General features: G+C 62.9%; 21 protein-coding genes. 9 read left to right on the top strand and 12 right to left on the bottom strand.

What is annotated here, in order from left to right; translation table 11 throughout:
* The first annotated feature begins 40 nt into the window (after positions 1-40).
* Positions 41-682 carry an energy-coupling factor ABC transporter permease gene (locus tag BN1121_RS12005; protein WP_005353712.1) on the top strand — a complete coding sequence of 214 codons (642 nt, stop codon included), beginning with the start codon at positions 41-43 and terminating at the stop codon, positions 680-682.
* Between the two features lie 34 nt (positions 683-716).
* Here the strand turns inward: BN1121_RS12005 and BN1121_RS12000 are convergent, their stop codons facing one another.
* The 4 genes from BN1121_RS12000 to BN1121_RS11985 form a co-directional block, all read right to left on the bottom strand.
* On the bottom strand, positions 717-1,409 hold the full coding sequence (locus BN1121_RS12000; RefSeq protein WP_005353711.1) for an ABC transporter permease: 693 nt from the start codon (positions 1,407-1,409) through the stop codon (positions 717-719).
* A 3-nt stretch (positions 1,410-1,412) separates the two neighbouring features.
* Positions 1,413-2,153, bottom strand: a complete 741-nt coding sequence (locus BN1121_RS11995) for an ABC transporter permease (protein WP_005353710.1) — start codon at positions 2,151-2,153, stop codon at positions 1,413-1,415.
* 80 nt (positions 2,154-2,233) lie between these two features.
* Positions 2,234-3,007, bottom strand: coding sequence for an L-arginine-binding protein AotJ (gene aotJ, locus BN1121_RS11990; protein WP_005353709.1), 774 nt, complete (start codon positions 3,005-3,007; stop codon positions 2,234-2,236).
* 36 nt (positions 3,008-3,043) lie between these two features.
* The gene (locus BN1121_RS11985; protein ID WP_005353708.1) at positions 3,044-3,814 is read right to left on the bottom strand and encodes an ABC transporter ATP-binding protein; all 771 of its coding nucleotides are present in this window, start codon (positions 3,812-3,814) and stop codon (positions 3,044-3,046) included.
* Between the two features lie 515 nt (positions 3,815-4,329).
* Here BN1121_RS11985 and BN1121_RS11980 point away from each other — a divergent pair.
* Together BN1121_RS11980 and BN1121_RS11975 are read left to right on the top strand one after the other, a co-directional pair.
* Positions 4,330-5,232 carry a LysO family transporter gene (locus BN1121_RS11980; protein ID WP_005353706.1) on the top strand — a complete coding sequence of 301 codons (903 nt, stop codon included), beginning with the start codon at positions 4,330-4,332 and terminating at the stop codon, positions 5,230-5,232.
* 314 nt (positions 5,233-5,546) lie between these two features.
* Complete coding sequence (locus BN1121_RS11975; RefSeq protein ID WP_005353704.1) at positions 5,547-6,800, top strand: dicarboxylate/amino acid:cation symporter; 1,254 nt, start codon at positions 5,547-5,549, stop codon at positions 6,798-6,800.
* Positions 6,801-6,860: 60 nt separating this feature from the next.
* On the opposite strand, the gene BN1121_RS20050 is transcribed toward BN1121_RS11975, so the two are convergent.
* Both BN1121_RS20050 and topA read right to left on the bottom strand, forming a co-directional pair.
* The gene (locus BN1121_RS20050; protein ID WP_005353701.1) at positions 6,861-7,025 is read right to left on the bottom strand and encodes a hypothetical protein; all 165 of its coding nucleotides are present in this window, start codon (positions 7,023-7,025) and stop codon (positions 6,861-6,863) included.
* 107 nt (positions 7,026-7,132) lie between these two features.
* Positions 7,133-9,748 (bottom strand): type I DNA topoisomerase, encoded by a 2,616-nt coding sequence (gene topA / locus BN1121_RS11970; protein WP_043597838.1) that lies wholly within the window; start codon positions 9,746-9,748, stop codon positions 7,133-7,135.
* Between the two features lie 323 nt (positions 9,749-10,071).
* On the opposite strand from topA, the gene astB reads away from it, so the two are divergent.
* Positions 10,072-11,409 (top strand): N-succinylarginine dihydrolase, encoded by a 1,338-nt coding sequence (gene astB / locus BN1121_RS11965; protein ID WP_005353699.1) that lies wholly within the window; start codon positions 10,072-10,074, stop codon positions 11,407-11,409.
* Between the two features lie 104 nt (positions 11,410-11,513).
* Here the strand turns inward: astB and sohB are convergent, their stop codons facing one another.
* Positions 11,514-12,524, bottom strand: a complete 1,011-nt coding sequence (sohB, locus tag BN1121_RS11960) for a protease SohB (protein ID WP_005353697.1) — start codon at positions 12,522-12,524, stop codon at positions 11,514-11,516.
* Positions 12,525-12,686: 162 nt separating this feature from the next.
* Between sohB and BN1121_RS11955 the strand changes: the two genes are divergently transcribed.
* Positions 12,687-13,442 (top strand): YciK family oxidoreductase, encoded by a 756-nt coding sequence (locus BN1121_RS11955; RefSeq protein ID WP_081606438.1) that lies wholly within the window; start codon positions 12,687-12,689, stop codon positions 13,440-13,442.
* 105 nt (positions 13,443-13,547) lie between these two features.
* A complete protein-coding gene (locus BN1121_RS11950; protein WP_043157590.1) occupies positions 13,548-14,429 on the top strand; it encodes a LysR family transcriptional regulator in 882 nt (293 codons plus the stop codon).
* Here the strand turns inward: BN1121_RS11950 and BN1121_RS11945 are convergent.
* A complete protein-coding gene (locus BN1121_RS11945; RefSeq protein ID WP_005353688.1) occupies positions 14,426-15,598 on the bottom strand; it encodes an MFS transporter in 1,173 nt (390 codons plus the stop codon). The two genes, BN1121_RS11950 and BN1121_RS11945, sit on opposite strands and share 4 nt — an antisense overlap.
* Before the next feature lie 153 nt (positions 15,599-15,751).
* Between BN1121_RS11945 and BN1121_RS11940 the strand changes: the two genes are divergently transcribed.
* Positions 15,752-16,888 carry a MalY/PatB family protein gene (locus BN1121_RS11940; protein WP_043597834.1) on the top strand — a complete coding sequence of 379 codons (1,137 nt, stop codon included), beginning with the start codon at positions 15,752-15,754 and terminating at the stop codon, positions 16,886-16,888.
* A 95-nt stretch (positions 16,889-16,983) separates the two neighbouring features.
* The gene (locus BN1121_RS11935; RefSeq protein ID WP_052450254.1) at positions 16,984-18,015 is read left to right on the top strand and encodes a TAXI family TRAP transporter solute-binding subunit; all 1,032 of its coding nucleotides are present in this window, start codon (positions 16,984-16,986) and stop codon (positions 18,013-18,015) included.
* Positions 18,016-18,021: 6 nt separating this feature from the next.
* On the opposite strand, the gene BN1121_RS11930 is transcribed toward BN1121_RS11935, so the two are convergent.
* Positions 18,022-18,873: a LysR family transcriptional regulator gene (locus BN1121_RS11930; protein WP_005357742.1), complete on the bottom strand. Its 852-nt coding sequence runs from the start codon at positions 18,871-18,873 to the stop codon at positions 18,022-18,024.
* Between the two features lie 138 nt (positions 18,874-19,011).
* Between BN1121_RS11930 and BN1121_RS11925 the strand changes: the two genes are divergently transcribed.
* The gene (locus BN1121_RS11925; protein ID WP_005357739.1) at positions 19,012-20,268 is read left to right on the top strand and encodes an adenylosuccinate synthetase; all 1,257 of its coding nucleotides are present in this window, start codon (positions 19,012-19,014) and stop codon (positions 20,266-20,268) included.
* Positions 20,269-20,339: 71 nt separating this feature from the next.
* Here the strand turns inward: BN1121_RS11925 and BN1121_RS11920 are convergent, their stop codons facing one another.
* The 3 genes from BN1121_RS11920 to pdxH all read right to left on the bottom strand — a co-directional run bounded on the left by BN1121_RS11920 (position 20,340) and on the right by pdxH (position 22,249).
* A complete protein-coding gene (locus BN1121_RS11920; RefSeq protein ID WP_005357735.1) occupies positions 20,340-20,837 on the bottom strand; it encodes a GNAT family N-acetyltransferase in 498 nt (165 codons plus the stop codon).
* Positions 20,838-20,936: 99 nt separating this feature from the next.
* Entirely contained in the window at positions 20,937-21,563 is a 627-nt protein-coding gene (locus tag BN1121_RS11915) for a glutathione S-transferase family protein (RefSeq protein WP_005357722.1), read from the bottom strand.
* Between the two features lie 47 nt (positions 21,564-21,610).
* Positions 21,611-22,249: a pyridoxamine 5'-phosphate oxidase gene (gene pdxH, locus BN1121_RS11910; protein WP_043597831.1), complete on the bottom strand. Its 639-nt coding sequence runs from the start codon at positions 22,247-22,249 to the stop codon at positions 21,611-21,613.
* Positions 22,250-22,314 lie beyond the last annotated feature (65 nt).

Below are 22,314 nucleotides of genomic sequence, written 5' to 3'. Positions count from 1 at the left end.
AAGGGGGCAGAGGCCCCCTTTTGCTTTTTCAGGATCCCCCATGAGTGACGGAGAACTCACCGCCCTGCTCGCCGCCCTGGCCCTGCTGGCCATGGCCCAGCAGCGCACCCTCTGGCGGCAATTGCTGGCCACCCCTCTCTATCAGCGCCTGCTGCTTGGCGCCTCCCTGGCTCTCATCCCGCTCTGGCTGCTGCGCGCCGGCCTGCACCAGGGGCTCTCCATTCACTTCCTGGGCCTCACCGCCCTCACCCTGCTGCTCGGCTGGCGCCTTGCCCTGCTGGCGGGCACCCTCACCTTGCTCGCCCTCACCGGCTTCGGGGTCGACAGCTCCACCCAGCTCGGCAGTGAGCTGCTGCTCGGTGTCATGGTACCCGTGCTGGTGAGCCAGGCCCTGTTTCTGGCGAGCTGGGCCTGGCTGCCGCGCCACCTCTTCGTCTACCTCTTCGTGGCAGCCTTCCTGGGCGGCGCCGTCACCATCTCGGTCAAGGTGGTGGGGACCGCTCTCTGGGCCGGCTGGAGCGGTGCCTATCCCTGGCACACCATAGAGGAGAACTACCTCTCCATCTGGCCCCTGCTGCTCTTCCCCGAAGCCCTGCTCAACGGCATGACCATGACCCTGCTCGCCGTCTATCGCCCCCACTGGGTGCACAGCTTCCACGACCGGGTCTATCTGGGGCGCTGACAAAAACAACGCCCCGTACGGGGCGTGGTTCGTTTCAGAGGCTGCGCGGTTTGAGGTGCGCGTGCCAGCGGGTTTCGAGCCGCTTGAACAGCCAGACGATGACAAAGGTGAGCGCCATGTAGAGCAGGCCGGCGGTGATAAACGCCTCGAAGGGGCTGTAGTAGCGCGAGTTGATGATGCGCGCCGCGCCGGTCAGATCGACGATGGTGATGATGCCCGCCACCGCCGAGCCCTGCAGCATGAAGATCACCTCGTTGCTGTAGGCCGGCAGCGCCCGCCGAAACGAGTTCGGCAGGATGACCCGGGTGAGGGTCTGCCAGCGGCTCATGCCAAAGGCCATCGCCGCCTCAATCTGCCCCTTGGGCATGTTGCTCACGGCCCCGCGCACTATCTCGGCGGTGTAGGCGCCGGTGTTGAGGGTGAAGGCCAGCAGGGCGCAGAACCAAGCCTGGGAGAAGAGACTCCAGGCCGCGCTGTTTTTCAGCCACTCCCACTGGGCCGCTCCGTAATAGATGATAAAGAGCTGCACCAGCAGCGGAGTGCCACGAAAGAAGTAGATATAGGCCCAGATGGGGAAGCGGATAAACCAGTTGCGGTGGGTACGCAGCACCCCCATGGGCACAGCCAGCAAGAGCCCCAGGATCAGGGCCGCCAGCACCAGGCCTACCGTGGTGTAGAGGCCCTGCCAGTAGGTGGGCCACTCATCGAGAATGATCGAGAAATCCATGGCTTACCTCGTCTTGATGGCGTAGTGGCGTTCGGCCCATTTGAGTGCCGAGGTGGAGACCGCGGTGAACACCAGGAAGATGAGCGCCACCGCCATGTAGAAGGTAAAGGGGAGCTGAGTCGAGCCAGCGGCCAGGGAGGCTTTGCGCACCATGTCGTCGAGCCCGATGATGGAGACCAGCGCCGTGGTCTTGAGCAGCACCAGCCAGTTGTTGCCAAAGCCGGGCAGGGCGTGGCGCATCATCTGGGGAAACAGGATGCGCACAAATACCTGCAGCGGGCGCATGCCGAAGGCGCGGGCCGCCTCGAGCTCCCCCTTGTCCACCGCCAGGATGGCGCCACGGAAGGTCTCGGCCATGTAAGCGCCGAAGATGAAGCCGATGGTGGCCACACCGGCCGCGAACGGGCTGATGTCGATGTAGTCGGGCACCAGCGCGACCCACTCCTGGCTCGGGTTGCTTTTCAGCAGCCAGGCGTTGTAACTCTCGTTGATCCAGGTGAGCAGGTTGTTGATAAACACCTGGCCACCGAAGAAGAGCAGCATCATCAACACCAGGTCGGGGATGCCGCGAATGAGGGTGGTGTAGAGGTCGGCCACGCCCCGCGCCCAGCGATAGGGGGAGAGTTTGGCCAGGGCTCCCAGCATGCCGAGGCAGACGGCGAGCAGCAGGGAGGCCAGCGCCACCTGCAGGGTCACGCCCGCCCCCTCCAGCAGGGATCCTTCGTATCCTTTCAAATCCAGCATGGTTCGCTCCATCGATTTCGGGCCCGCACTGCGGGCCCGAACACAGCGGATGAATCGGCGTTGCCGCCGCAGACGTTCGCTTATTCGCCGTACACGTCGAAGTCGAAGTACTTGTCGTTGATGGCCTTGTACTTGCCGTTGGCACGCAGGGCCAGGATGGCCTGGTTAAATTTCTCTTTCAGATCCTTGTCGGCCTTGCGCACGGCGATGCCGGCCCCTTCGCCGAACCACTTGGGATCGGTCAGCTTGGGCCCGATAAACTCGTAGGCATCGCCCCCTTCCTTCTTGAACAGGCCGTCGACGATGGCGGCGGAGTCGGCCAGCACGTAGTCGACACGGCCGGACTTCAGATCCAGGTAGGCCTCATCGGCGGTGCCGTAGCGCTTGATAGTCGCTTCCGGGAAGTTGTCGGTGATGTAGGTGTCCATGGAGGTAGCACGCTGCACGGCGACGTTCTTGCCGCTCATGAAGGCCTTGTCCAGGGTCAGCTCGGTTCCCTTCTTGGCGGCGAAGCGGGCCGGAATATGCTGGTACTTCTGGGTGAAGTCGACCTTCTTCTTGCGCTCTTCGGTGATGTCCATGGTGGCGATGATGGCGTCGAACTTGCGCGACAACAGCGCCGGGATGATGCCGTCCCAGTCCTGCTTGACCAGGGTGCACTTGACCTTCATCTCCTCGCACAGGGCGTTGGCGATGTCGATGTCAAAGCCCTTGACCTCACCGCTCGGCTCGGTCCAGGAGAAGGGAGGATAGGCACCCTCGACACCGATCCGCACCTCTTTCCACTCCTTGGCCATGACGCCGGTAGAGCCCATGGCAGCCATGACGGCCGCAGCCACTATCATCTTCTTCATCATTTCGCTCTCTCCTTGATACGCAAAACCGATCCATCAATAGATGGAAGATATGAACTGTTTGAACCGCTCGGACTTGGGATGGGCAAAGATCTCCTTGGGATCCCCCTGCTCCTCCACCCGCCCTTGGTGCAGAAACATCACCTTGTTGGAGACGTCTCGGGCAAAGGCCATCTCATGGGTCACCACCAGCATGGTGCGCCCCTCCTCGGCCAGCTCGCGCATGACCCCAAGCACCTCGCCCACCAACTCGGGGTCGAGCGCCGAGGTGGGCTCGTCAAACAGCATCACCTCGGGGTCCACCGCCAGGGCACGGGCGATGGCCGCACGCTGCTGCTGGCCACCCGAGAGGTGGCCCGGATAGTAGTCGCGCCGCTCCCACAGGCCCACCCGGTTGAGCAGGTGCTCGGCCTTGGCGATGGCCTCGGCGCGCGGCACCTTGAGCACCTGGATAGGCACCTCGATGATGTTCTGCATGATGGTCATGTGGGACCAGAGGTTAAAGCTCTGGAACACCATGGCGAGACGGCTGCGAATGCGTTCGACCTGGCGCATGTCTTCGGGCACCCGCTCGCCACTGCGGCTACTCTTCATGCGGATCAGCTCCCCATGCAGAGCCACGGTGCCGGAAGAGGGGGTCTCCAGCAGATTGATGCAGCGCAAGAAGGTGGATTTCCCCGACCCTGAAGAGCCGACGAGCGAGATGACATCTCCCTTGCTGGCCGTCAGATCGATGCCCTTAAGCACCTCGTGGGAACCAAAATATTTGTGTAGATCTCGGACTTCCAATGCAGCGACGTCGCTCATCCCTTACAACCTTGTAGTCTGTCCCTGGGCGGCCATCATTGACCTGTCACACCGCGCCTTTCGTTTACAAATATGCAACCTTTAGGCACTTCCTGCGAAAGTAACATCGGGGCGATAAAAATACAACATCTGCCCCGAGATCCTGCTGACTGCATGGGGAAACCCCGGCCACTTACAGAATAAAAGTCGATTTATCTGCATAATCACACTATGAGGCTTGGCGTACTGGCGATGCAAACAATCAGACGCAACCACTATTTACATGAAAAAAAATGCCCTTGTCACGCAAAAGCACACCTTTTCCTTATGTGAATATAAAATCACGTAACCTTGTTGCATGAATCCATATAAATCAGGGTCATACGATACCCAGACTTCAGAGAGTGAGCAGGGCCAGCGCTGTTAACCTCATTGCAACGGCCCCTGCTGCCGATTTTGTTTGCACACAACAGGGCCGACAGGCAGGATAAAGGGCTGACCCACTGTTTTCCCCCTTTTTACGTGACGGACCACTGATGCTGTTCAACGCCCTCTTGATCCTGCTGCCCCTCTTCATTGGCTACCTCATCCCCCTGCGTTCACGCTCACTGCTCTCGTCGATCAACGGCGCCCTGGGCAAGATGGTCTACCTGATCCTGGGACTGATGGGGATGAGCCTGGCCGGCATCGACGATCTGGGCAGCAGCATGGCGCAGATCCTTACCATCTCCGGTGTCATGCTCGCGTCTCTCACCCTCTGCAACCTGGCACTGCTCTGGTGGCTGGATCGCCAACGCGCGCAACCCCTGATTGAGAGCGCACAGGCTACGCCGAACAAGCTTCACATGATGTGGGAGTCGCTGCAGCTGGGACTGGTCGTTCTGGGGGGCTTCGCCTTCGGCCTGCTCGTCGATCTCTCGGCCTTGCCCATTGAGAAATTCAGCGAGTGGGCTCTGATGTTGCTGCTGCTGCTGATCGGCATTCAGATGCGTAACTCGGGCATGCATCTTCGCCAGATCCTGCTCAATCGCTGGGGCATGACCATCGCCGTCTCGGTGCTTCTTAGCAGCTGGGTCGGTGCCCTGCTGGCCGCCCTGCTGCTTGATCTGCCCCCTTCCCACGCCCTGGCCATGGCCTCGAGTTTTGGCTGGTACTCCCTCTCGGGCATTCTGGTGGCAGACAAGCTGGGCCCGGTCATGGGCTCAGCCGCCTTTCTTAACGATCTCGGTCGCGAGCTTATCGCCATCCTCATCATTCCGCTGCTGATGCGCCGTCACCCCTCGGCCGCCATCGGCTACGGCGGGGCCACCGCACTCGACTTCACCCTGCCGGTGATCCAGCGCACCGGGGGCGTCGGTGTCGTGCCGGTGGCCATCGTCTCGGGCTTCATACTCAGCCTGCTGGGGCCCATCCTGATCCTGGGGTTTCTGGCGCTATGAGTGCACCACGATTAATTTAACGGGCTCCATTGTGGGCCCATTTTTTTGGCTAAAAAATGTGATGCCGTCCACTCTTCGGGCCCTGATTTCACCTGGGCGAAACAGACAATTCACCGCAGGATACCGACGGGACACTATTTCGCAGCAAGGTGAGAACACCTCATTTTCGTTCGCCACTTACTTAAATATTCCCGCTGTAAGTCGCTGGATTTGCCCCATGAGATTGTGCATTCTGCTGCTTTCCGGCTCAGGCCGGATGGATCCGCACAGGGGCGAAAGACCCCGGGCGGTACGCTGTAAATGGAGCATTTCACATGAAAATGAACAAGCTGACGATCGCCATCATCATCTCTATGTTGCTCGGCATCGTTACCGGCCAAGGAGTGCGCTGGCTCGATCCGGTTCAGGCGGCCACCTTTGCCAGCAACATCACACTGCTGACCGATATCTTCCTGCGCCTCATCAAGATGATCATCGCCCCCCTGGTCTTCACCACCCTCACCGTCGGCATCGCCAAGATGGGCGACTCCCGCACCGTGGGACGCGTGGGCATCAAGACCCTGGCCTGGTTTATGATGGCCTCCCTGCTCTCCCTGACGCTGGGGCTGGTGATGGTTCACCTGCTCACCCCGGGAGTGGGCCTCTACCTGACCCTGCCCGACGGCTCGGCCACCAGCGGCATCAGTGCCGGCGCCATCACCCTCAAAGACTTCATCACCCACGCCATCCCGAAAAGCGTGGTCGAGGCGATGGCGACCAATGAGATCCTGCAGATCGTGGTCTTCTCCCTCTTCTTCGGTCTGGCTGCTGCCTCCATCGGCGATCACGCCAAACCCGTGGTCACCGTCATGGCCAGTGCCGCCGACATCATGCTCAAGGTGACCGGCTATGTGATGTACTTCGCCCCCTTCGCCGTCTTCGCCGCTATCGCGGCCATGGTGGCCAAGGAGGGGCTGGGTATCCTCGCCACCTACGGCACCTTCATGAGCCAGTTCTATCTCTCACTGGGCACCCTCTGGCTGGTACTGCTGGGACTGGGCAGCCTGTTCCTCGGCCGCCGCGTGCTGACCCTGCTCGGCCTCATCCGCGAGCCGGTACTGCTGGCCTTCTCCACCGCCAGCTCCGAGTCCGCCTATCCCAAGACCCTGCAACGACTCGAAGAGTTTGGCTGCTCCAAGCGGATTGCCAGCTTCGTGCTGCCGATGGGTTACTCCTTCAACCTGGACGGCTCCATGATGTACTGCACCTTCGCCGTCATGTTCATCGCCCAGGCCTACGGCATCGAGCTCTCCTGGGGCCAGCAGATCACCATGCTGCTGCTGCTGATGGTCACCTCGAAAGGGATGGCCGGGGTACCGCGCGCCTCTCTGGTGGTGATCGCTGCTACCCTCAACCAGTTCCAGATCCCCGAAGCCGGGATCCTGCTGCTGCTCGGCATCGACCACTTCCTCGACATGGGGCGCTCGGCCACCAACGTGCTGGGCAATGCCATCGCCGCCAGCGTGGTCTCCAAGAGCGAAGGGGTATTGCAGGAGGAGGGAGAGGCACCGCTGCAAGACGCCGCCTGATCCCAACCGACAAAAAAGCCGCCCTTGGGCGGCTTTTTTTATGAATCAAAGAGCGCGGAGCTACTCCCCCGAATCGAGAATATCGTCGACGCAGACCTGTACCGGCGTGGTCTCATCCTCACGCTGCAGCAGCACCAGCCGGTTTTGTCTGTCGACCTCCAGTACCCAGGCAGCCCCTTCCCGGGTCTGGCAATACATGCCAGGACGCACCTCACGAATATCCATATCCTCTACTCCTTCTACTACCCGAACCCTCCTGGCTCGCCGAATCAGTATAGGGAAAAAAAGAGGCTCCTTCTGGGAGCCTCTGCACAGTTCAACATCTGCCTGGGTTATTTACCCTTGGGCTGGCTCTCGACCCAGCGCCCACCGTCGTAGTGAGCGGTCCAGCCGGTCGCCTTGCCGTTGACCTCGGTCATCACGTACTGCTCCTTGGTCTTGCGACTGAAGCGCACCACAGCCGGGTTGCCGTCGGCGTCATAGGCCGGTGCATCGGCCAGGTAGTAGTGTTTTGGCGAGATGCGATCGCGGAAGCGCTTGAGCTCCTCCACCAGCGGCGCGCGGGTCTCGCGCGACTTCGGGAAACTGCTGGCGGCCAGGAACAGGCCGGCGGCGCCGTCACGGAGCACGAAGTGCGCGTCGGACTGGCTGCACTTGAGTTCGGGCAGCGGCACAGGATCTTCCTTGGGCGGCGCGATTTCACCGTTTTTCAGGATCTTGCGAGTGTTCTTGCAGCTCTCGTTGGTGCACCCCATGTACTTGCCGAAGCGGCCGTTTTTCAGCTGCATCTCGGATCCGCAGCGATCGCACTCGATGGAGGGGCCTTCGTAACCCTTGAGCTTGAACTGCCCCTTCTCCACCTCGTAGCCTTCGCAGTCGGGGTTGTTACCGCACACGTGCAGCTTGCGGGTCTCGTCGATGATGTAGGAGTCCATGGCCGTGCCGCAGATCTTGCAGCGGTGCATAGCACGCAGGGCGTTGGTCTCGGCCTCTTCCTCTTCACCGGTGGAGACGAACTCGTCGGCGCTCACCAGGTTGATGGTCTTCTTGCAGCGTTCCTTGGGCGGCAGGGCATAGCCGGAGCAGCCGAGGAAGACCCCGGTGGTGGCGGTGCGAATGCCCATGGGGCGGCTGCAGTCGGGGCAGCTGATGTCGGTCACCACCATCTGGTTGGCTCGCATCCCCCCCTCGTCGCTCGGCTGCTCGGCGCGGCCCAGCTCCTCGGTAAACTCGCGATAGAAGTTGTCGAGCACCGCCTTCCACTCGCTGTCACCCTGGGCTATCTCGTCGAGCTGCCCTTCCATGCGGGCGGTGAACTCATAGTTCATCAGCTCGGCGAAGTTCTCGACCAGGCGATCGGTGACGATTTCCCCCATCTTCTCGGCGAAGAAGCGGCGATTCTCGACCCGCACATAGCCGCGATCCTGAATGGTGGAGATGATGGAAGCGTAGGTGGACGGCCGGCCGATGCCGCGCTTCTCCAGCTCGCGCACCAGGGCCGCTTCGGTGAAGCGCGCAGGCGGCTTGGTGAAGTGCTGACGCGGATCGAGCTTGACCAGCTCGAGCACCTCGCCCGGCTCCACCGCCGGCAGCTGGATGTCTTCGCCCTTGCGTCCCATGGGGGGCAGGGCCTTGGTCCAACCGGCGAAGCGCAGGGTACGGCCACGGGCCTTGAGTTCGTAATCGCCGGCGCGCACGGTCAGGGTGGTGGCGTCGTACTGGGCCGGGGTCATCTGGCAGGCGACAAACTGGCGCCAGATGAGGTCATACAGCTTGTGGGCGTCGGCCTCCATCCCCTCCAGATCGCTGGCACCGACGGTCACGTCAGATGGACGGATCGCCTCGTGCGCCTCCTGGGCACCTGCCTTGGAGCCGTACAGGTTCGGCTCGGCCGGCAGATAGGGCTGACCGTACTGAGTGACGATGAAGTCGCGCACCGCGCTCACCGCCTCCTGGCTCAGGTTGGTCGAGTCGGTACGCATGTAGGTGATGTAACCGGCCTCATAGAGACGCTGGGCCATCATCATGGTCTTCTTGACCCCAAAGCCGAGACGGGTAGAGGCGGCCTGCTGCAGGGTCGAGGTGATGAAGGGAGCCGAGGGCTTGGAACCGGTCGGCTTGTCCTCGCGGCTCTGCACCACGTAAGGCACACCCTGGATGGCGGCGACGGCGGCCAGGGTCTGGGCCTCGGTCACCGGCTTGAACTCCTTGCCGAGGTGGGTGAGCACCTCCATGCGCAGGGACTCCTTGCTGCCGGTCAGCAGATCGGCGTGCAGATCCCAGAACTCGACCGGCACGAAGGCCTTGATGTCGCGCTCCTTGTCGACGATGAGGCGCACCGCCACCGACTGGACACGGCCGGCGGAGAGGCCACGAGCCAGCTTCTTCCAGAGCAACGGGGAGACCATGTAGCCCACCACCCGATCGAGGAAACGGCGCGCCTGCTGGGCGTTGACCCGATCGATATTGAGATCGGAGGGCTGGGAAAAGGCCTCCTGGATGGCGCTCTGGGTGATCTCGTTAAATACGACTCGCTTGTAGCGCCCCTCTTCGCCCCCAATCACCTCGCGCAGGTGCCAGGCGATGGCCTCTCCCTCTCTGTCCAAGTCGGTTGCGAGATAGATGGTATCGGCCTTGGCGGCCAGGGATTGCAGCTCGGAGACGACCTTCTCCTTGCCGGGCAGCACCTGGTAGTTGGCCTCCCAACCGTGCTCGGGGTTGATCCCCATGCGGTTGAAGAGCGCACGGCGCTCCTTGACGGCCTTCTCGGCATCGCTGAGCTTGACGCCACGCACGGCAGGCTTCTTCGGCTCGGTCGAGCCACTGCCGGCCGTCGGCAAGTCGCGGATATGGCCCACGCTGGATTTCACCACGTAGTCCTTACCCAGATATTTGTTGATGGTCTTGGCCTTGGCCGGAGACTCCACGATGACCAGAGATTTGCCCATGCTATGACTCGTTTCCTGTCACCCCGGGGACGGGGTCTGAAGTTTTGTGGGGCTGTATAAGAGATTTGGCGGCAAAAAGCAAACCCTGCCGCAGTCGAGACCTCCCCAATCCTTATTTATTAATGCGAGCCCAACCCTTTGTAATCAACCCATTTTTGGTATTTCTACCCCATCTGCTTTTTTTTCTACGGCCTTGGGCACAGCGGCACACCTCAGTTACCAGATTGTTACAAATAAAGAAAAACAGGATATGATGGCGCAACCTCCCCATCACACTGGGGGAATGGACTCCGCTACCCCGATAAAATGAAAGGATGTATCTGATGAAGCATTTCGAGGTCAACTTCGACGGTCTGGTCGGTCCCACCCATAACTACGCCGGTCTCTCTTACGGTAATGTCGCCTCCCAGAACAATGCCAAGGAGGCCTCCAACCCCCGTGAGGCGGCCAAACAGGGGCTGGTCAAGATGAAGGCGCTCACCGACCTTGGTATGGTACAAGGGGTACTGGCGCCCCAGGAGCGCCCGGATCTCGCCACCCTGCGCCGCCTCGGCTTCTCCGGCAGCGATGCCCGCGTGCTGGAGCAAGCCGCCGCCCAGGCCCCGGCCGTGCTGGCCGCCTGCTACTCCGCCTCGAGCATGTGGACCGCCAACGCCGCCACCGTCTCGCCCAGTGCCGATACCATGGATGGTCGCGTGCACTTCACCCCGGCCAACCTGACCAACAAGTTCCACCGCTCGCTCGAACCCGAAGTGACCGGCCGCATCCTGCGCGCCGTGTTCCCGGACGAGCGGCACTTCAGCCATCACACCCACCTGCCGGAGAACGATCACTTCGGCGACGAAGGGGCGGCCAACCACACCCGCCTGTGCAGCCATTACGGCCACGCCGGGGTGGAGCTGTTCGTCTACGGGCGCAGCGCCTTTGACCTCTCCCGTCCGGCACCGACCCGCTACCCGGCGCGTCAGACCCTGGAGGCGAGCCAAGCCATCGCCCGCCTGCACGGGCTGGACGAGGAGAACTGCGTCTTCATCCAGCAGAATCCGGCGGTGATCGATCAGGGGGTGTTCCACAACGACGTGATCGCCGTGGGCAACCAGAACGTGCTGTTCTTCCACCAGGAGGCCTTCCTCGACACCCAGGGGGCACTGGCCGAGGTGCGCCGCAAGTTCGGCGACGGGGAGCTGCATTTTATCGAGGTACCGACCGCCGAGGTCGCGGTGCAGGATGCGGTGCGCTCGTACCTGTTCAACACCCAGATCCTCACCCTGCCGTCCGGCGAGATGGCCATCATAGCCCCCACCGAGTGCCGCGACACCCCAGCGGTCTCCCGCTATCTGGACAAGCTGGTTACCCTCGGCAGCCCGATCAAGCAGGTGCACTTCATGGACGTCAAACAGAGCATGCGCAACGGCGGTGGCCCCGCCTGCCTGCGTCTGCGGGTCGCCCTGAACGATAACGAGCTGGCCGCCGTCAACCAGGCCTGCCTGATGAACGACTCCCTGTTCACCCGCCTCAACCAGTGGGTCGACAAGCACTATCGGGACCGCCTCTCGTTCGACGATCTGCGCGATCCGGCGCTGGTGACCGAGTCGCGCGCCGCCCTCGACGAGCTGACCCAGATCCTCAAGCTCGGTGCCGTCTACCCCTTCCAGCGCTAACGGCTACCGGAAACAACGAACCCGCCATTCGGCGGGTTCGTTTTTTATGTGTCCTCGCAGCCAGAGCCACAGGCCGTTAGTGCCGCGGGATGATGGCCACGGCTTTATTGCCAAGGAGAGTAACGCCCGAACAGGCTGCGCGCCCCCTCGATCGCCCCCTCGGCCCCCTGCTTGCCCAGGCGCGCCATCAGCCCCTTGCGGGTGCGATAGTGGACCGCCAGCACGCGCCGGGTGTGCGCCTGCTCGATGAGGTAGTCGTCGCTGGTCTTGAGCTCATCCACCAGCCCGAGCTCTCGGGCCTGACTCGCCAGCCAGTGTTCGCCGGTGGTGACCTGCTCGATGTCGAGGGTCGGACGATGCGCCTGCACAAACTGCTTGAAGCGCTGATGGATCTCCTCGAGCTCCTCGCGGAACTTGGCCCGTCCCTCGTCGTCGTTCTGGCCAAAGACCGTCAGGGTGCGCTTGTACTGGCCGGCGGTGTGCATCTCAAAATCGATGTCGTGTTTTTTCAACAGCTTGTTGAAGTTCGGCAGCTGCGCCACCACGCCGATGGATCCCACGATGGCAAACGGCGCCGCCAGGATGCGATCCGCCACACAGGCCATCATGTAGCCACCGCTCGCCGCCACCTTGTCCACCGCCACCGTGAGGGGGATCTCTTTATCCTTGATGCGCTGCAGCTGGGAGGCGCACAGGCCATAGCCGTGCACCACGCCGCCGCCGGATTCGAGGCGCACCAGCACCTCGTCCTGCGGCGTCGCCACCGTCAGCACGGCGCTCACCTCTTCGCGCAGGGCGCTGACCTCACGAGCATCCATGCTGCCCTTGAAGTCGATGACGAACAGGCGGGAGCGGTGATCCCCCTTGCTGCGCGCCTTCTCCTCCTGTTTGTGCTGCTTCTCGAGGGCCTTGCGCCCCTCCTTGTCGGCCAGCAGGGTCGCCAGACGAAAGCGGGTCTCTTCGAGGTCGGCACCGAGATCGGTCACATCCAGTTGCCCCTTGCCCCCCTTGTTGCCACGACCGGCCAGGGTCAGGATCACCACGGCGGCCCCCAGGGCGAGCAGCAGGGTCAGGGTCTTGGCCAGAAACAGGCCGTACTGAGTCAAAAACTCCACGTATTCCTCCACGTGACTTGCACGCTACGATCGATGGTCATGCCGGCAATAATGACACAACTCCTGAATTTTATTCACTTTTTGACACCTGAGACTGGTCAAGCTCCCCCCGGTGTCAGTACACTTGCGCCGTTTAGCTGCACTATACAGGAGAGCGCATTCATGATGGATTATCAGGCTGATGCCCAACTGCTGGCCGGCAAGGTCATCGTGGTGACCGGTGCGGGTGACGGCATTGGCAAGGAGGCGGCCATCAACTATGCCGCCCACGGCGCCACCGTGATCCTGCTCGGCCGCACCGCCGCCAAGCTGGAGGCCACCTTCGATGCCATCGAGGCCGCGGGCTACCCGCTCCCCGCCATCGTGCCCATGGACCTCAAGCAGGCGACCGCGGCCGACTATCGCGGCCTGGCCGAGACCTTTGCCCGTCAGTTTGGTCGTCTCGATGGCGTGCTGTTCAACGCCGGTCTGCTCGGCGTGCTCTGCCCCTTCGACCAGATCAAGGAGAAGGAGTGGGACGAGGTGATGCAGGTGAACGTCAAGTCCGAGTTTTTGATGACCCAGGCCCTGCTCCCCCTGCTGCGCAAGACCGCTAAGGAGCAAGGTGAAGCCGTGCTGCTCTACACCTCCTCCGGCGTGGGTCGTAAGGGCCGTGCCTACTGGGGCACCTACGCCATCTCCAAGTTTGCCGTCGAGGGCATGATGGAGGTGCTGGCCGACGAGCTGGAAAATACCGGCGTGCGAGTCAATTCCATCAACCCGGGTGGCACCCGCACCAAGATGCGGGCCAGCGCCTTCCCGGCCGAGGATCCCATGAACCTCAAGACCCCGGCCGATCTGATGCCCCTCTATCTCTATCTGATGGGCAAAGACAGCCGCGGCGAGAACGGCAAGACCTTTGTCGCTCAACCCAAATAGGGGACAGAGGAGGCAAGGGTGGCTAGGCTAGGTGATGGGGACGAGCAGCGTCCCGCCACGAGAGAGTCTGATATGCAGGAGATGGACCACCAGAAGGAGCGGGCACTGTTTCGTCCTCGTAGCACGGTGGAGCAGTGGCGTATCTTCCAGGCGGTGGTGGAGTATGGCGGCTATGCCCAGGCGGCCGAAGCGCTTTGCAAGAGCCAGTCCTCCCTCAACCACGCCGTGGCCAAGTTGCAGCAATCTCTCGGGGTTGCACTGCTGGAGGTGCGTGGCCGCAAGGCCGAGCTGACGGTGGCCGGGGAGATCTTCCTCAAGCGCTCGCGCCAACTGCTGGCCCAGATGGAAGATCTCGAAGGGTTGGCCCACAACATCGAGCGCCAGTGGGAGTCCCAGATCAACCTCTACGTCTCGGCGCTGCAACCGAGAGAGCGCCTCTATCGCGTCCTGGCTCGCTTCCAACCCCGCGCGCGGGGTTGTCGCATCAACCTGCATGAGCGCATTCACTGCCATGTCGGGGCCCTGCAACCCGGTGATCTGATGATGACCGAGCACCTGCCCCCCGATCGGGGCGGCGTGCCGCTCGATGAGGTGCTGATGCTCCCCGTCTGCGCCCCCCACCATCCCCTCGCCACCGGCTCCGAGCCGGTGAGCGGAGAGCTGCTCGCCACCCACACCCAGATCAGCCTGCATCCCCCCATCCACCGCTCTCTGGACTGGAGTCAGGAGAGTGACACCGGCTGGGCCGTCACCCACTACACCGAGGCGCTGCGGCTCATCCTGCAGGGACTCGGCTATGGCTGGATGCCGGCCCATCAGGTGCGCGCCCTGATCGATGAGGGCAAGCTGGTGCGCCTCAACCCCGAGTCGGGAGGCGAGCGCCGACTCTTTACCTACCTGCTGACCACAGACCCCACCCAGCTTGGCCCGGCCACCGAGCTGCTGCTGCGCCTGCTGCGTGCCGAATACCAGCCGCCGGCCCCCTAGGCGTTTCGCACCCGCAGACACCCGGCCAGGGCCAGCACGATAAGCCCGGCAGAGACCACAAAGACGCCGTGAAAGCTCCACCACTCGGCCACCAGGCCGGCAATGGCACCGGCCAGGATGGCGCCGGTCCGGATGCTGTTGGTGAACAGGGTGGTCGCCACCCCGGCCCGCCCCGGCATCAGATCCTGAAAGTAGGACATGCCGATCCCCGCGACGATACCGACGAAGATGGCATTGAACAGCTGCAGCATCAGCAGCTCGCGCTCGCCCGTGAACCCGATCAGCCCCAGATAGAAGAGCAGGCCCGCCAGGGTCGCCACCAGCATCATGGGACGCTTGCCAACACGCCGGGTATAGTGACCCGCCAGCAGCATGAAGGGGATCTCGAGCGCCGCCGCAGTCCCCATCAGGAGACCGGCCAGCCGCTCCTCCAGCCCCAGCTCACGGGTGATGTAGAGGGGCATGTTGATGAGGTACATGCTGTTACAGGTCCACATCAGGGTGCAGGCGATAAACAGTGCCCGCACATTCTTGTCGCGCCAACTGCTCTCCCTGGGCCGCACCACTTCCCCCTGCTGCACGGGCAGGACCGGGATCCAGCGCCAGACGATGGCCGCACACACCACAAACGCCAGGGAAGAGGCCAGATACATGGGGGTAAAGCCGTAACCCATGACGATGGCAAACGCGAGCGGCGGACCTATGACCCAGGCCAGCGAAAATTGGGCCCGCATCACAGAACTGAACATGTCGGCACGCTTGCCCTCCCGGTCCGCATGCTCACGGGCCAGGGCAAACAGCTGAGGGCTGGCGGTGCTGGCAACGCCGGCGAGCAGGACCCCGAGGGAGGCGAGCACCCAGTAGTGCCTGTCGAAGGCAAAGAGCAGGGAGACGAGGACACCGGCGCCGCAGCAGAGCAGGATCAGTCCCTTACGCCCTCCCCTGTGGTCGGAGCGGTGGGCCAGCCACTGGCTGACCAGGATCCCCACCACCGCATTGATGGTGTAAAAGAGTCCGATGAGAAACGGGCGCACCCCCACCTCTTCGCCCAGAAACAGAGAGAGGGTGGGCACCTGCAGCGCCACGGCCATGCCGGTGACGAAGGTGACGGCAAGAAACGCGAGGGAGACGGGATCCCCCTGACGGCGGAGGGTGGTGACAATTTTCATACGATGCTGAACCTGGGCTTAAGAGAGGGACAGGAATGAAACCTGTGCGGTTATCGGGTCTTTTCGCCCGGTTGTCAATTACGCCCTTCCCCTTGCGCCCATGGGTATGCCCCCGTAGAGTGTTGGCAATCTGAGCCGGCGTGGAATGAGAACATGTTTGATTTTGATAAGGAAATTGACCGTACTAACACCATGAGCCTGAAGTGGGACAAGTACAAGGGCCAGGATGTCCTGCCCATGTGGGTGGCCGATATGGACTTCGTCTCCCCCCCTGTGGTACTCGATGCCCTGACCCGGCGTGTCGCCCACGGCGTCTTTGGCTACTCGCGTCCCTCTCCACGCCTCATCGCCCTCATCGTGGAGCGGATGCAGGCTCGCTATGGCTGGACCATCCAGCCCGAATGGCTGGTGTTCCTGCCGGGCGTGGTGCCGGGCCTGAATCTGGCCTGCCGCGCCTGGACCACACCGGGCCGTGGCGTGCTTACTCCGAGCCCGGTTTACTACCCCTTCCTGCAGGCACCGGGGTTTAACGAGCGCCCCCTGCTCACGGTCCCGATGAGAGAAGAGCAGGGCCGCTGGGCCCTGGACATGGAGGAGCTGGAGCGCCAGGCACCGGGTGCCGATCTGCTGCTCTTGTGCAACCCCCACAATCCGGGCGGGACCATCTTCACCCGTGACGAACTCAGCGCCATCGACGCCATCGCCGAGCGCCATAATCTGGTGGTCTGCTCCGACGAGATCCACTGTGATCTCCTGCTCGACCCACAGGCGCGTCACCTCCCCTACGGTGCTCTCAATGAAGGCGCGGCCCAGCGCAGCGCCGTGATGATGGCGCCGAGCAAGACCTTCAACATCGCCGGCCTCTGCTGCGCCTTCGCCGTGGTGCCCAACGAGCGGCTGCGCTTCAAGCTGCAACAGGCGATGCGCGGGATCAGCGCCGACATCAATCTGCTCGGCTTTGTGGCCGCCGAGGCCGCCTATGAGGGGGGGGAGGCGTGGCTCAACGGGCTGCTCGACTACCTCAGGGGCAACCTGGCCCTCATCGAGGAGGCGGTCGCACGCTGGCCCGGCGTCACCCTGGCTCGCCATCAGGCCACCTATCTGGCCTGGCTGGATGTGTCGGGCCTGGATCTGGAGCATCCCATCCCCTTCTTCGAGCAGGCGGGGGTCGGCCTGTCGCCGGGTGCCCAGTTTGGTGACGGCCGCTTCGTTCGTCTCAACTTCGGTTGTACTCGCGCCACCCTGCGCGAGGCACTGGATCGGATGGAGCGGGCTATCCTGGCTCGCTGATGCCACACTGCGGGCCGGCTTGTTCAGAGCGCAGGCCCGCGTTACATTCAAGTTGCCTCGTTTTATCCGCCCCCCTTTCAAAAGAGAACCGGTCAGTGAAATCCCTGCTGCTTCTGCTCGCGCTGCTGCCAGCGCTCACCACGGCCACCCCCAGAGCGCACCTCGTCGTCGGCACCGGCTCCATCACCGGGGTCTACTACCCAACAGGAGGGGCCCTCTGTCGCCTGATGAATCAGGCGCCGTCCCTGCCCGAGTGCACCGTGTTGAGCACGGAAGGATCGCAAGAGAATCTGGCCTTGCTGCGGAAGGGAAAGATCGATCTCGCCCTGGTGCAGGCCGATCTGCTGTGGGAGGCACGTCATGGCGCGGGAGGCGGCAGAGGCCATCGGCTCGAGGGGATCAGCCCGCTCTTCACCCTCTACAACGAGCCCCTCAATCTGGTGGTGCGCGCCGACAGCGGCATCGAAAGCCTGGGAGACCTCAAGGGAAAGCGGCTGGATCTGGGGCCGGCCGGCTCGGGGGATCGCGTCACGGCCACGGCACTGCTCGGGGCGCTGGGCTGGCAATCTGACCAAATACCACAGGGCAGTGCCGACGATCGTACCCAGGCCCTCTGCGCCGGTGAGAGCGACGCCCTGTTTCTGGTCGCGGCCAATCCGAGCCAGGCCATCACCGAGCTGCTCGGTCGTTGCCGCGCGCGTCTCATCCCGGTGGAAGGTGACGCCGTAGACACCCTCATCGCCAGCCGCCCCGATTATCGCAAGATCCGTATCGCTCCGGGTCTCTACCCCGGGTTGGAGGAGACGGTGCCCACCTTTGGCACCGCCGCCGTGCTGGTCGCACGTGACGACCTTCCCGCGACTCTCATCTATCGTATCGACGACTACCTGCTGGCCAATATGGCGCGCTTCAAGCGCCTGCATCCCGCCTTCCTCTCGCTCGAGAAAGAGCAGATGCTGGCCGCGGCGCCACTGGCCTTGCACCCGGGGAGCCGGGCCTATCTGGCTGGCACGCCTCCCGAGCCTCCTGCGCCTGTGGCGCCCACCACTACCGTGGCGGCCCCAAGCGCCAAGCCTGAAGAGGCGAGCGCCTCGCCGGCTAAGGAAAAAGAGCCCGAGGCGCCTTAAGACATCTCAGAGCGCCGGCATGCGGCTGGCGATCTCCTCTTCCACCCAGCCCAATAGCGCCTTGATCCCCCGAGAGAGGATCTGGTTCTGGCGCACTATGTAGCCCAGGTGAGTGGTGGGGAATTCCCCCAGCCGCTGTACCGGCACCCCCTCGTCGCGCCGTCTGAGCAGGGCAAAATCGGGCACGATGGCAACGCCGAATCCGGCCTCGGCCCAGTCGAGCTGGGCATCCACGCTGCCCACCTCCATCACCCTGTACCTGCCGAGGGTGGGTAGCGCCGGATCGAGCAGGGCCCGGGTGCGGGTATCATGGCCCAGCAGGATGAGCCGCTTCTCTTCCCCCTCCATCCCCTCCCCCAGGGCGCACCAGCCCACTTCCCGCAAGGCCGTGAAGTGAAGCGTATCGCTCGGCCGCTGGGCCAGCACGAAGCCGAGATCGGCGCGCCCGCTCCTGACCTGCTCGGCGGCGCGATCAGAGGTGGTGTTGAAGAGGGCCAGATCCAGGCCGGGATAGGCCTGCTTGAAACGCTGAAAGGGGCGGATCAGCAAGAGGCGTGAGATGATGTCGCTCGCCGCTATGGTGATGGTGCCCTGGGCCAGATCCCCAAGGGCATTGAGATCCGACTGACAGAGCTGCAGCTCGCTCAAGGCGCGTTGGGCGCTCACCAGCAGCCGCTCCCCTGCCTGGGTCAGGCGAAAGGGGTTGCGCTCGATGAGGCGGGTACGGGTCGCCTCCTCGAGGCGCTTGAGATGCAAGCTGACGTTGGGCTGGGTCATGTGCAACTCGGCCGCCGTCTGGCCGAAGTGCTGCAGACGGGCCAGGGTCACGAAGGTGTTGAGCCAGTGGAGATCGAGCATAAGCCCTCCCGGGGGACATCGGCCTTAATTATATGAATTTCTTATCAGGCAGATAAAGATAATTAATTTTTCATATTCCTCATCCCCTCCTAGGATGAGGACTTCGCGTTTCGCTACTTCCATTTTGAGGAGAAGAACATGTCGTCTATCGTCGTGGTAGGTGCCAACTGGGGTGATGAGGGCAAGGGCCGCATCGTGGATTATCTGGCAGGCCAAGCCGGCGCCAGCATCCGTTTCCAGGGCGGCAACAATGCCGGCCATACCGTGGTCAACGATCTGGGTACCTTCAAGCTGCACCAGGTACCGAGCGGCGTGTTCAACCCCGACTGCCTGGTCGTACTCGGCCCGGGCATGGTGATCAGCCCCGAGAAGCTCACCGTCGAGCTCGACGAGGTGAAGGCCTCTGGCATCACCCCCAAGCTGGCCATCTCCGATCGCGCCACCCTCTGCCTGCCCCTGCACGCCCTGGAAGACACCCTGGAAGAGCAGCGTCTGGGTGATGGCGCCTACGGCTCCACCCGTCAGGGCATCGCCCCGGCCTACGGTGACCGCGTCATGAAAAAAGCGATCCTGGTCGGCTGGCTGAAGCAACCGGAAGTCCTGGTCGAGCGCATCCAGTTCTTCCTCGACTGGAAACTGCCCCAACTCAAGGCCCTCTACCCGAGCTTCGAGTTCGCCCAGACCGCCCAAGAGATGGCCGACTGGCTGCTGGAAGTCTCTGCGCCCTGGATCGATGCCGTCTGCAACGTCAGCGTTCCCCTCAAGGGCCTGCAGGCCGAAGGCAAGACCCTGCTGTTCGAAGCTCAGCTGGGCGCCGGCCGCGACCTCATCTACGGTGAGTACCCCTGGGTCACCTCCTCCCACGTCTCCGGCGCCTATGCCGGCATCGGTGGCGGTCTGCCGGGTCTGCGCCCGGAGCGCGTCATCGCCGTCGCCAAGGCCTTCAGCTCCTCTGTCGGTACCGGCACCCTGCTGACCGCCATGGAGAACCAGGACGAGTTCCGCAAGATCACCAACGAGTTCGGCGCCACCACCGGCCGTCCCCGTGACGTCGGCTACTTCGACGCCGTGGCCACCAAGAATGGTGTCGAGCTGCAAGCCGCCACCGAAGTGGCCCTGACCAAGCTGGACTGCCTGACCGGCCTGCCGGATCTGAAGATCTGCGTGGCCTATGAAGGGGATCACACCGAAAACCCGATCTGGCCGCAAACCGCCGCCCTGAAACCCGTCTACGAGAAGATGGAGAGCTGGAGCGAGGACATCACCGGCTGCCGCACCTTCGAGAGCCTGCCCAAGGCTGCCCAGCAGTACGTGCTACGCATCGAGGAGCTGCTCGGCGTGCCGGTCAACATGGTCTCCGTCGGCCCGGGCCGCGAAGAGATGATCCTGCGCTAATCGCCGCACAGATAGCAAAACGCCAGTCGAAAGACTGGCGTTTTTGTTACTGCTTCCGGGAAGACAGCCCCTCAGACCTCGTCGAAGAGCGGGTGGTAGAGCACCTCACCGGCCAAGCCGGCGAGCGAGCCGGGCTCGAGCTCCATGACCATGAAGCACTCGGCGGGCACCTCATAGATGCAGTGCAGGCCGAAGTCGCTGGCCGGCTTGAAACCGAAGCGCCCATAGTAGAGGGGATCGCCCAATACCACCACCGCCTTCCAGTCCATCTCCAGCGCCGTATCGAGCCCCTCGCGCACCAGATCCGAGCCGATGCCCTGTCCCTGCCAATCCGGATGTACCGCCAGCGGCGCCAGGCCAAGCCAGGGCCCTTCCTGACCGCCAATCGTCACCGGGCTCATCATGAGATGGCCCATAAACTCGTACTCTTCCTCTTCCACCATGGTGACCACGGCGGCGCCGCACTCGCGCAGGCTGTTGACCAGCTCCGCCTCATCACTGCGGCCAAAGGCTGCCTCGATCAATTCCTGAACCGGTAGCATGTCGCCCGGGCGTTCGGTCCTCAGCATGAGCGTCTCTCTCGTTACGGTAGTCGCCGTGCATTATTCCACACCCTTACCCGTTTGCTGAGCCCGAGTGGTCAAAAATGCGGGGCGGATCGAACCTGATCAGCCCTGGGGCGCCTCGCCGACCAGGGCCTGGTTCAGGGTGCGATGGCGCGGCTGTTGCCCCATGCGCGCCAGCCAGCCACGCACGGCCGGGAAGGAGGCCAGGCTCAGATCCCCCTCTTCGGCCACATGGGTATAGGCATACAAGGCGACGTCGGCGATGGTCATCGCCTCGCCACAGAGCCAGTCATGGCAAGCCAGTTGGCACTCCATCACCGCCAATGCCTTCTCGGCAGGCTCACGCAGGCTATGCAGCCTGGCCTCTTGATCCGCCGGGCGCCCCAGATAGAGCACGATAAAGCGGGAGACGGCCACATAGGGTTCGTGACTGTACTGCTCGAAGAAGAGCCACTGCAGCACCCTCGCCTGGGCCAGTGGATCGGCAGGCCAGAGTGGAGAGCCCTGCGCCAGCAGATAGAGAATCGCATTTGACTCGCACAAGAACTCCCCGTCGTCCAACTGAAGCAGCGGGATCTTGCCGTTGGGATTCATCGCCAGAAAAGCCGGGGTGCGTGTCTCGCCGGCGGCGATGTCCACATGCACCCAATCGAGGGGGATAGCAAGATAACGGGCGAGTAGCCACACCTTGTAGCAGTTCCCCGAACGCAGATCGCCATATAAGCGCATTGTGACTCCTTGTCATGGGCCCGGAATGCCGGGATATTCGGTATCGCTCAGGGCGCGAGGCGCTCAATCTGCCACCCTTGCGCGTCCCGGGTGTAGTAGAAGCGGTCGTGCAGGCGGTGCTCGCCCCCCTGCCAGAACTCGACCGTGTCGATCACCACACGGTAGCCACCCCAGAAGCTCGGCAGCGGCACCTCGCCCTTGGCAAACTTCTGCTTGAGCTCGAGGAACTTGGCCTCCAGCACGCCACGCGCCGAGATGCGCGAGGACTGCTGGGAAACCCAGGCGGCTATCTGGCTGTCTTTCGGGCGGCTGTGGAAATACTTCATCACCTCAACCGGCCCCAGCTTCTCGACCCGCCCGGTGACGTGCACCTGGCGTTCGAGCATGTGCCAGGGAAAGAGCAGGCTGATGCGGGGATTGCCCTCGAGCTGGCGCGCCTTGCGGCTGCTCATGTTGGTGTAAAACAGCATGCCGGCGGCATCGTAATGCTTGAGCAGCACAGTGCGTTGCCAGGGCTGACCATCGGCGTCCACGGTCGCCACGACCATGGCGGTGGGATCGGTGAGGCGAGCCTCACAGGCCTGAGCCAACCACTTCTCGAACAAGGCCAGCGGCTCGGCCGGCAGATCGGCACGGCGCAACCCCCCCTTGGTGTATTCACGGCGCAGATCGGCGACATCCATCATCTTGATTTCCTAACGGCAAGGGATACGAAACAGCAGGCATTGTGCGCCGGATGGGACGATGAGAC

This window comes from Aeromonas diversa CDC 2478-85 (assembly GCF_000819805.1).
In the GTDB taxonomy this organism is placed as follows: domain Bacteria; phylum Pseudomonadota; class Gammaproteobacteria; order Enterobacterales; family Aeromonadaceae; genus Aeromonas; species Aeromonas diversa.
The sequence above is the reverse complement of the archived record's forward strand: the minus strand, read 5'-3'. Positions and strand labels throughout refer to the sequence as shown.

Excerpts from the sequence above, each read along its gene's own strand:
- aotJ (WP_005353709.1), bottom strand. The coding sequence starts at position 3,007 with ATGAAGAAGATGATAGTGGCTGCGGCCGTCATGGCTGCCATGGGCTCT.
- BN1121_RS11940 (WP_043597834.1), top strand. The coding sequence starts at position 15,752 with ATGTTTGATTTTGATAAGGAAATTGACCGTACTAACACCATGAGCCTG.
- topA (WP_043597838.1), bottom strand. The coding sequence starts at position 9,748 with ATGGGCAAATCTCTGGTCATCGTGGAGTCTCCGGCCAAGGCCAAGACC.
- BN1121_RS11955 (WP_081606438.1), top strand. The coding sequence starts at position 12,687 with ATGATGGATTATCAGGCTGATGCCCAACTGCTGGCCGGCAAGGTCATC.
- BN1121_RS11980 (WP_005353706.1), top strand. The coding sequence starts at position 4,330 with ATGCTGTTCAACGCCCTCTTGATCCTGCTGCCCCTCTTCATTGGCTAC.
- BN1121_RS11915 (WP_005357722.1), bottom strand. The coding sequence starts at position 21,563 with ATGCGCTTATATGGCGATCTGCGTTCGGGGAACTGCTACAAGGTGTGG.
- BN1121_RS11930 (WP_005357742.1), bottom strand. The coding sequence starts at position 18,873 with ATGCTCGATCTCCACTGGCTCAACACCTTCGTGACCCTGGCCCGTCTG.
- BN1121_RS11945 (WP_005353688.1), bottom strand. The coding sequence starts at position 15,598 with ATGAAAATTGTCACCACCCTCCGCCGTCAGGGGGATCCCGTCTCCCTC.
- BN1121_RS11985 (WP_005353708.1), bottom strand. The coding sequence starts at position 3,814 with ATGAGCGACGTCGCTGCATTGGAAGTCCGAGATCTACACAAATATTTT.
- BN1121_RS11975 (WP_005353704.1), top strand. The coding sequence starts at position 5,547 with ATGAAAATGAACAAGCTGACGATCGCCATCATCATCTCTATGTTGCTC.
- BN1121_RS12000 (WP_005353711.1), bottom strand. The coding sequence starts at position 1,409 with ATGGATTTCTCGATCATTCTCGATGAGTGGCCCACCTACTGGCAGGGC.
- BN1121_RS12005 (WP_005353712.1), top strand. The coding sequence starts at position 41 with ATGAGTGACGGAGAACTCACCGCCCTGCTCGCCGCCCTGGCCCTGCTG.
- BN1121_RS11995 (WP_005353710.1), bottom strand. The coding sequence starts at position 2,153 with ATGCTGGATTTGAAAGGATACGAAGGATCCCTGCTGGAGGGGGCGGGC.
- BN1121_RS20050 (WP_005353701.1), bottom strand. The coding sequence starts at position 7,025 with ATGGATATTCGTGAGGTGCGTCCTGGCATGTATTGCCAGACCCGGGAA.
- astB (WP_005353699.1), top strand. The coding sequence starts at position 10,072 with ATGAAGCATTTCGAGGTCAACTTCGACGGTCTGGTCGGTCCCACCCAT.
- pdxH (WP_043597831.1), bottom strand. The coding sequence starts at position 22,249 with ATGATGGATGTCGCCGATCTGCGCCGTGAATACACCAAGGGGGGGTTG.
- BN1121_RS11925 (WP_005357739.1), top strand. The coding sequence starts at position 19,012 with ATGTCGTCTATCGTCGTGGTAGGTGCCAACTGGGGTGATGAGGGCAAG.
- BN1121_RS11920 (WP_005357735.1), bottom strand. The coding sequence starts at position 20,837 with ATGCTGAGGACCGAACGCCCGGGCGACATGCTACCGGTTCAGGAATTG.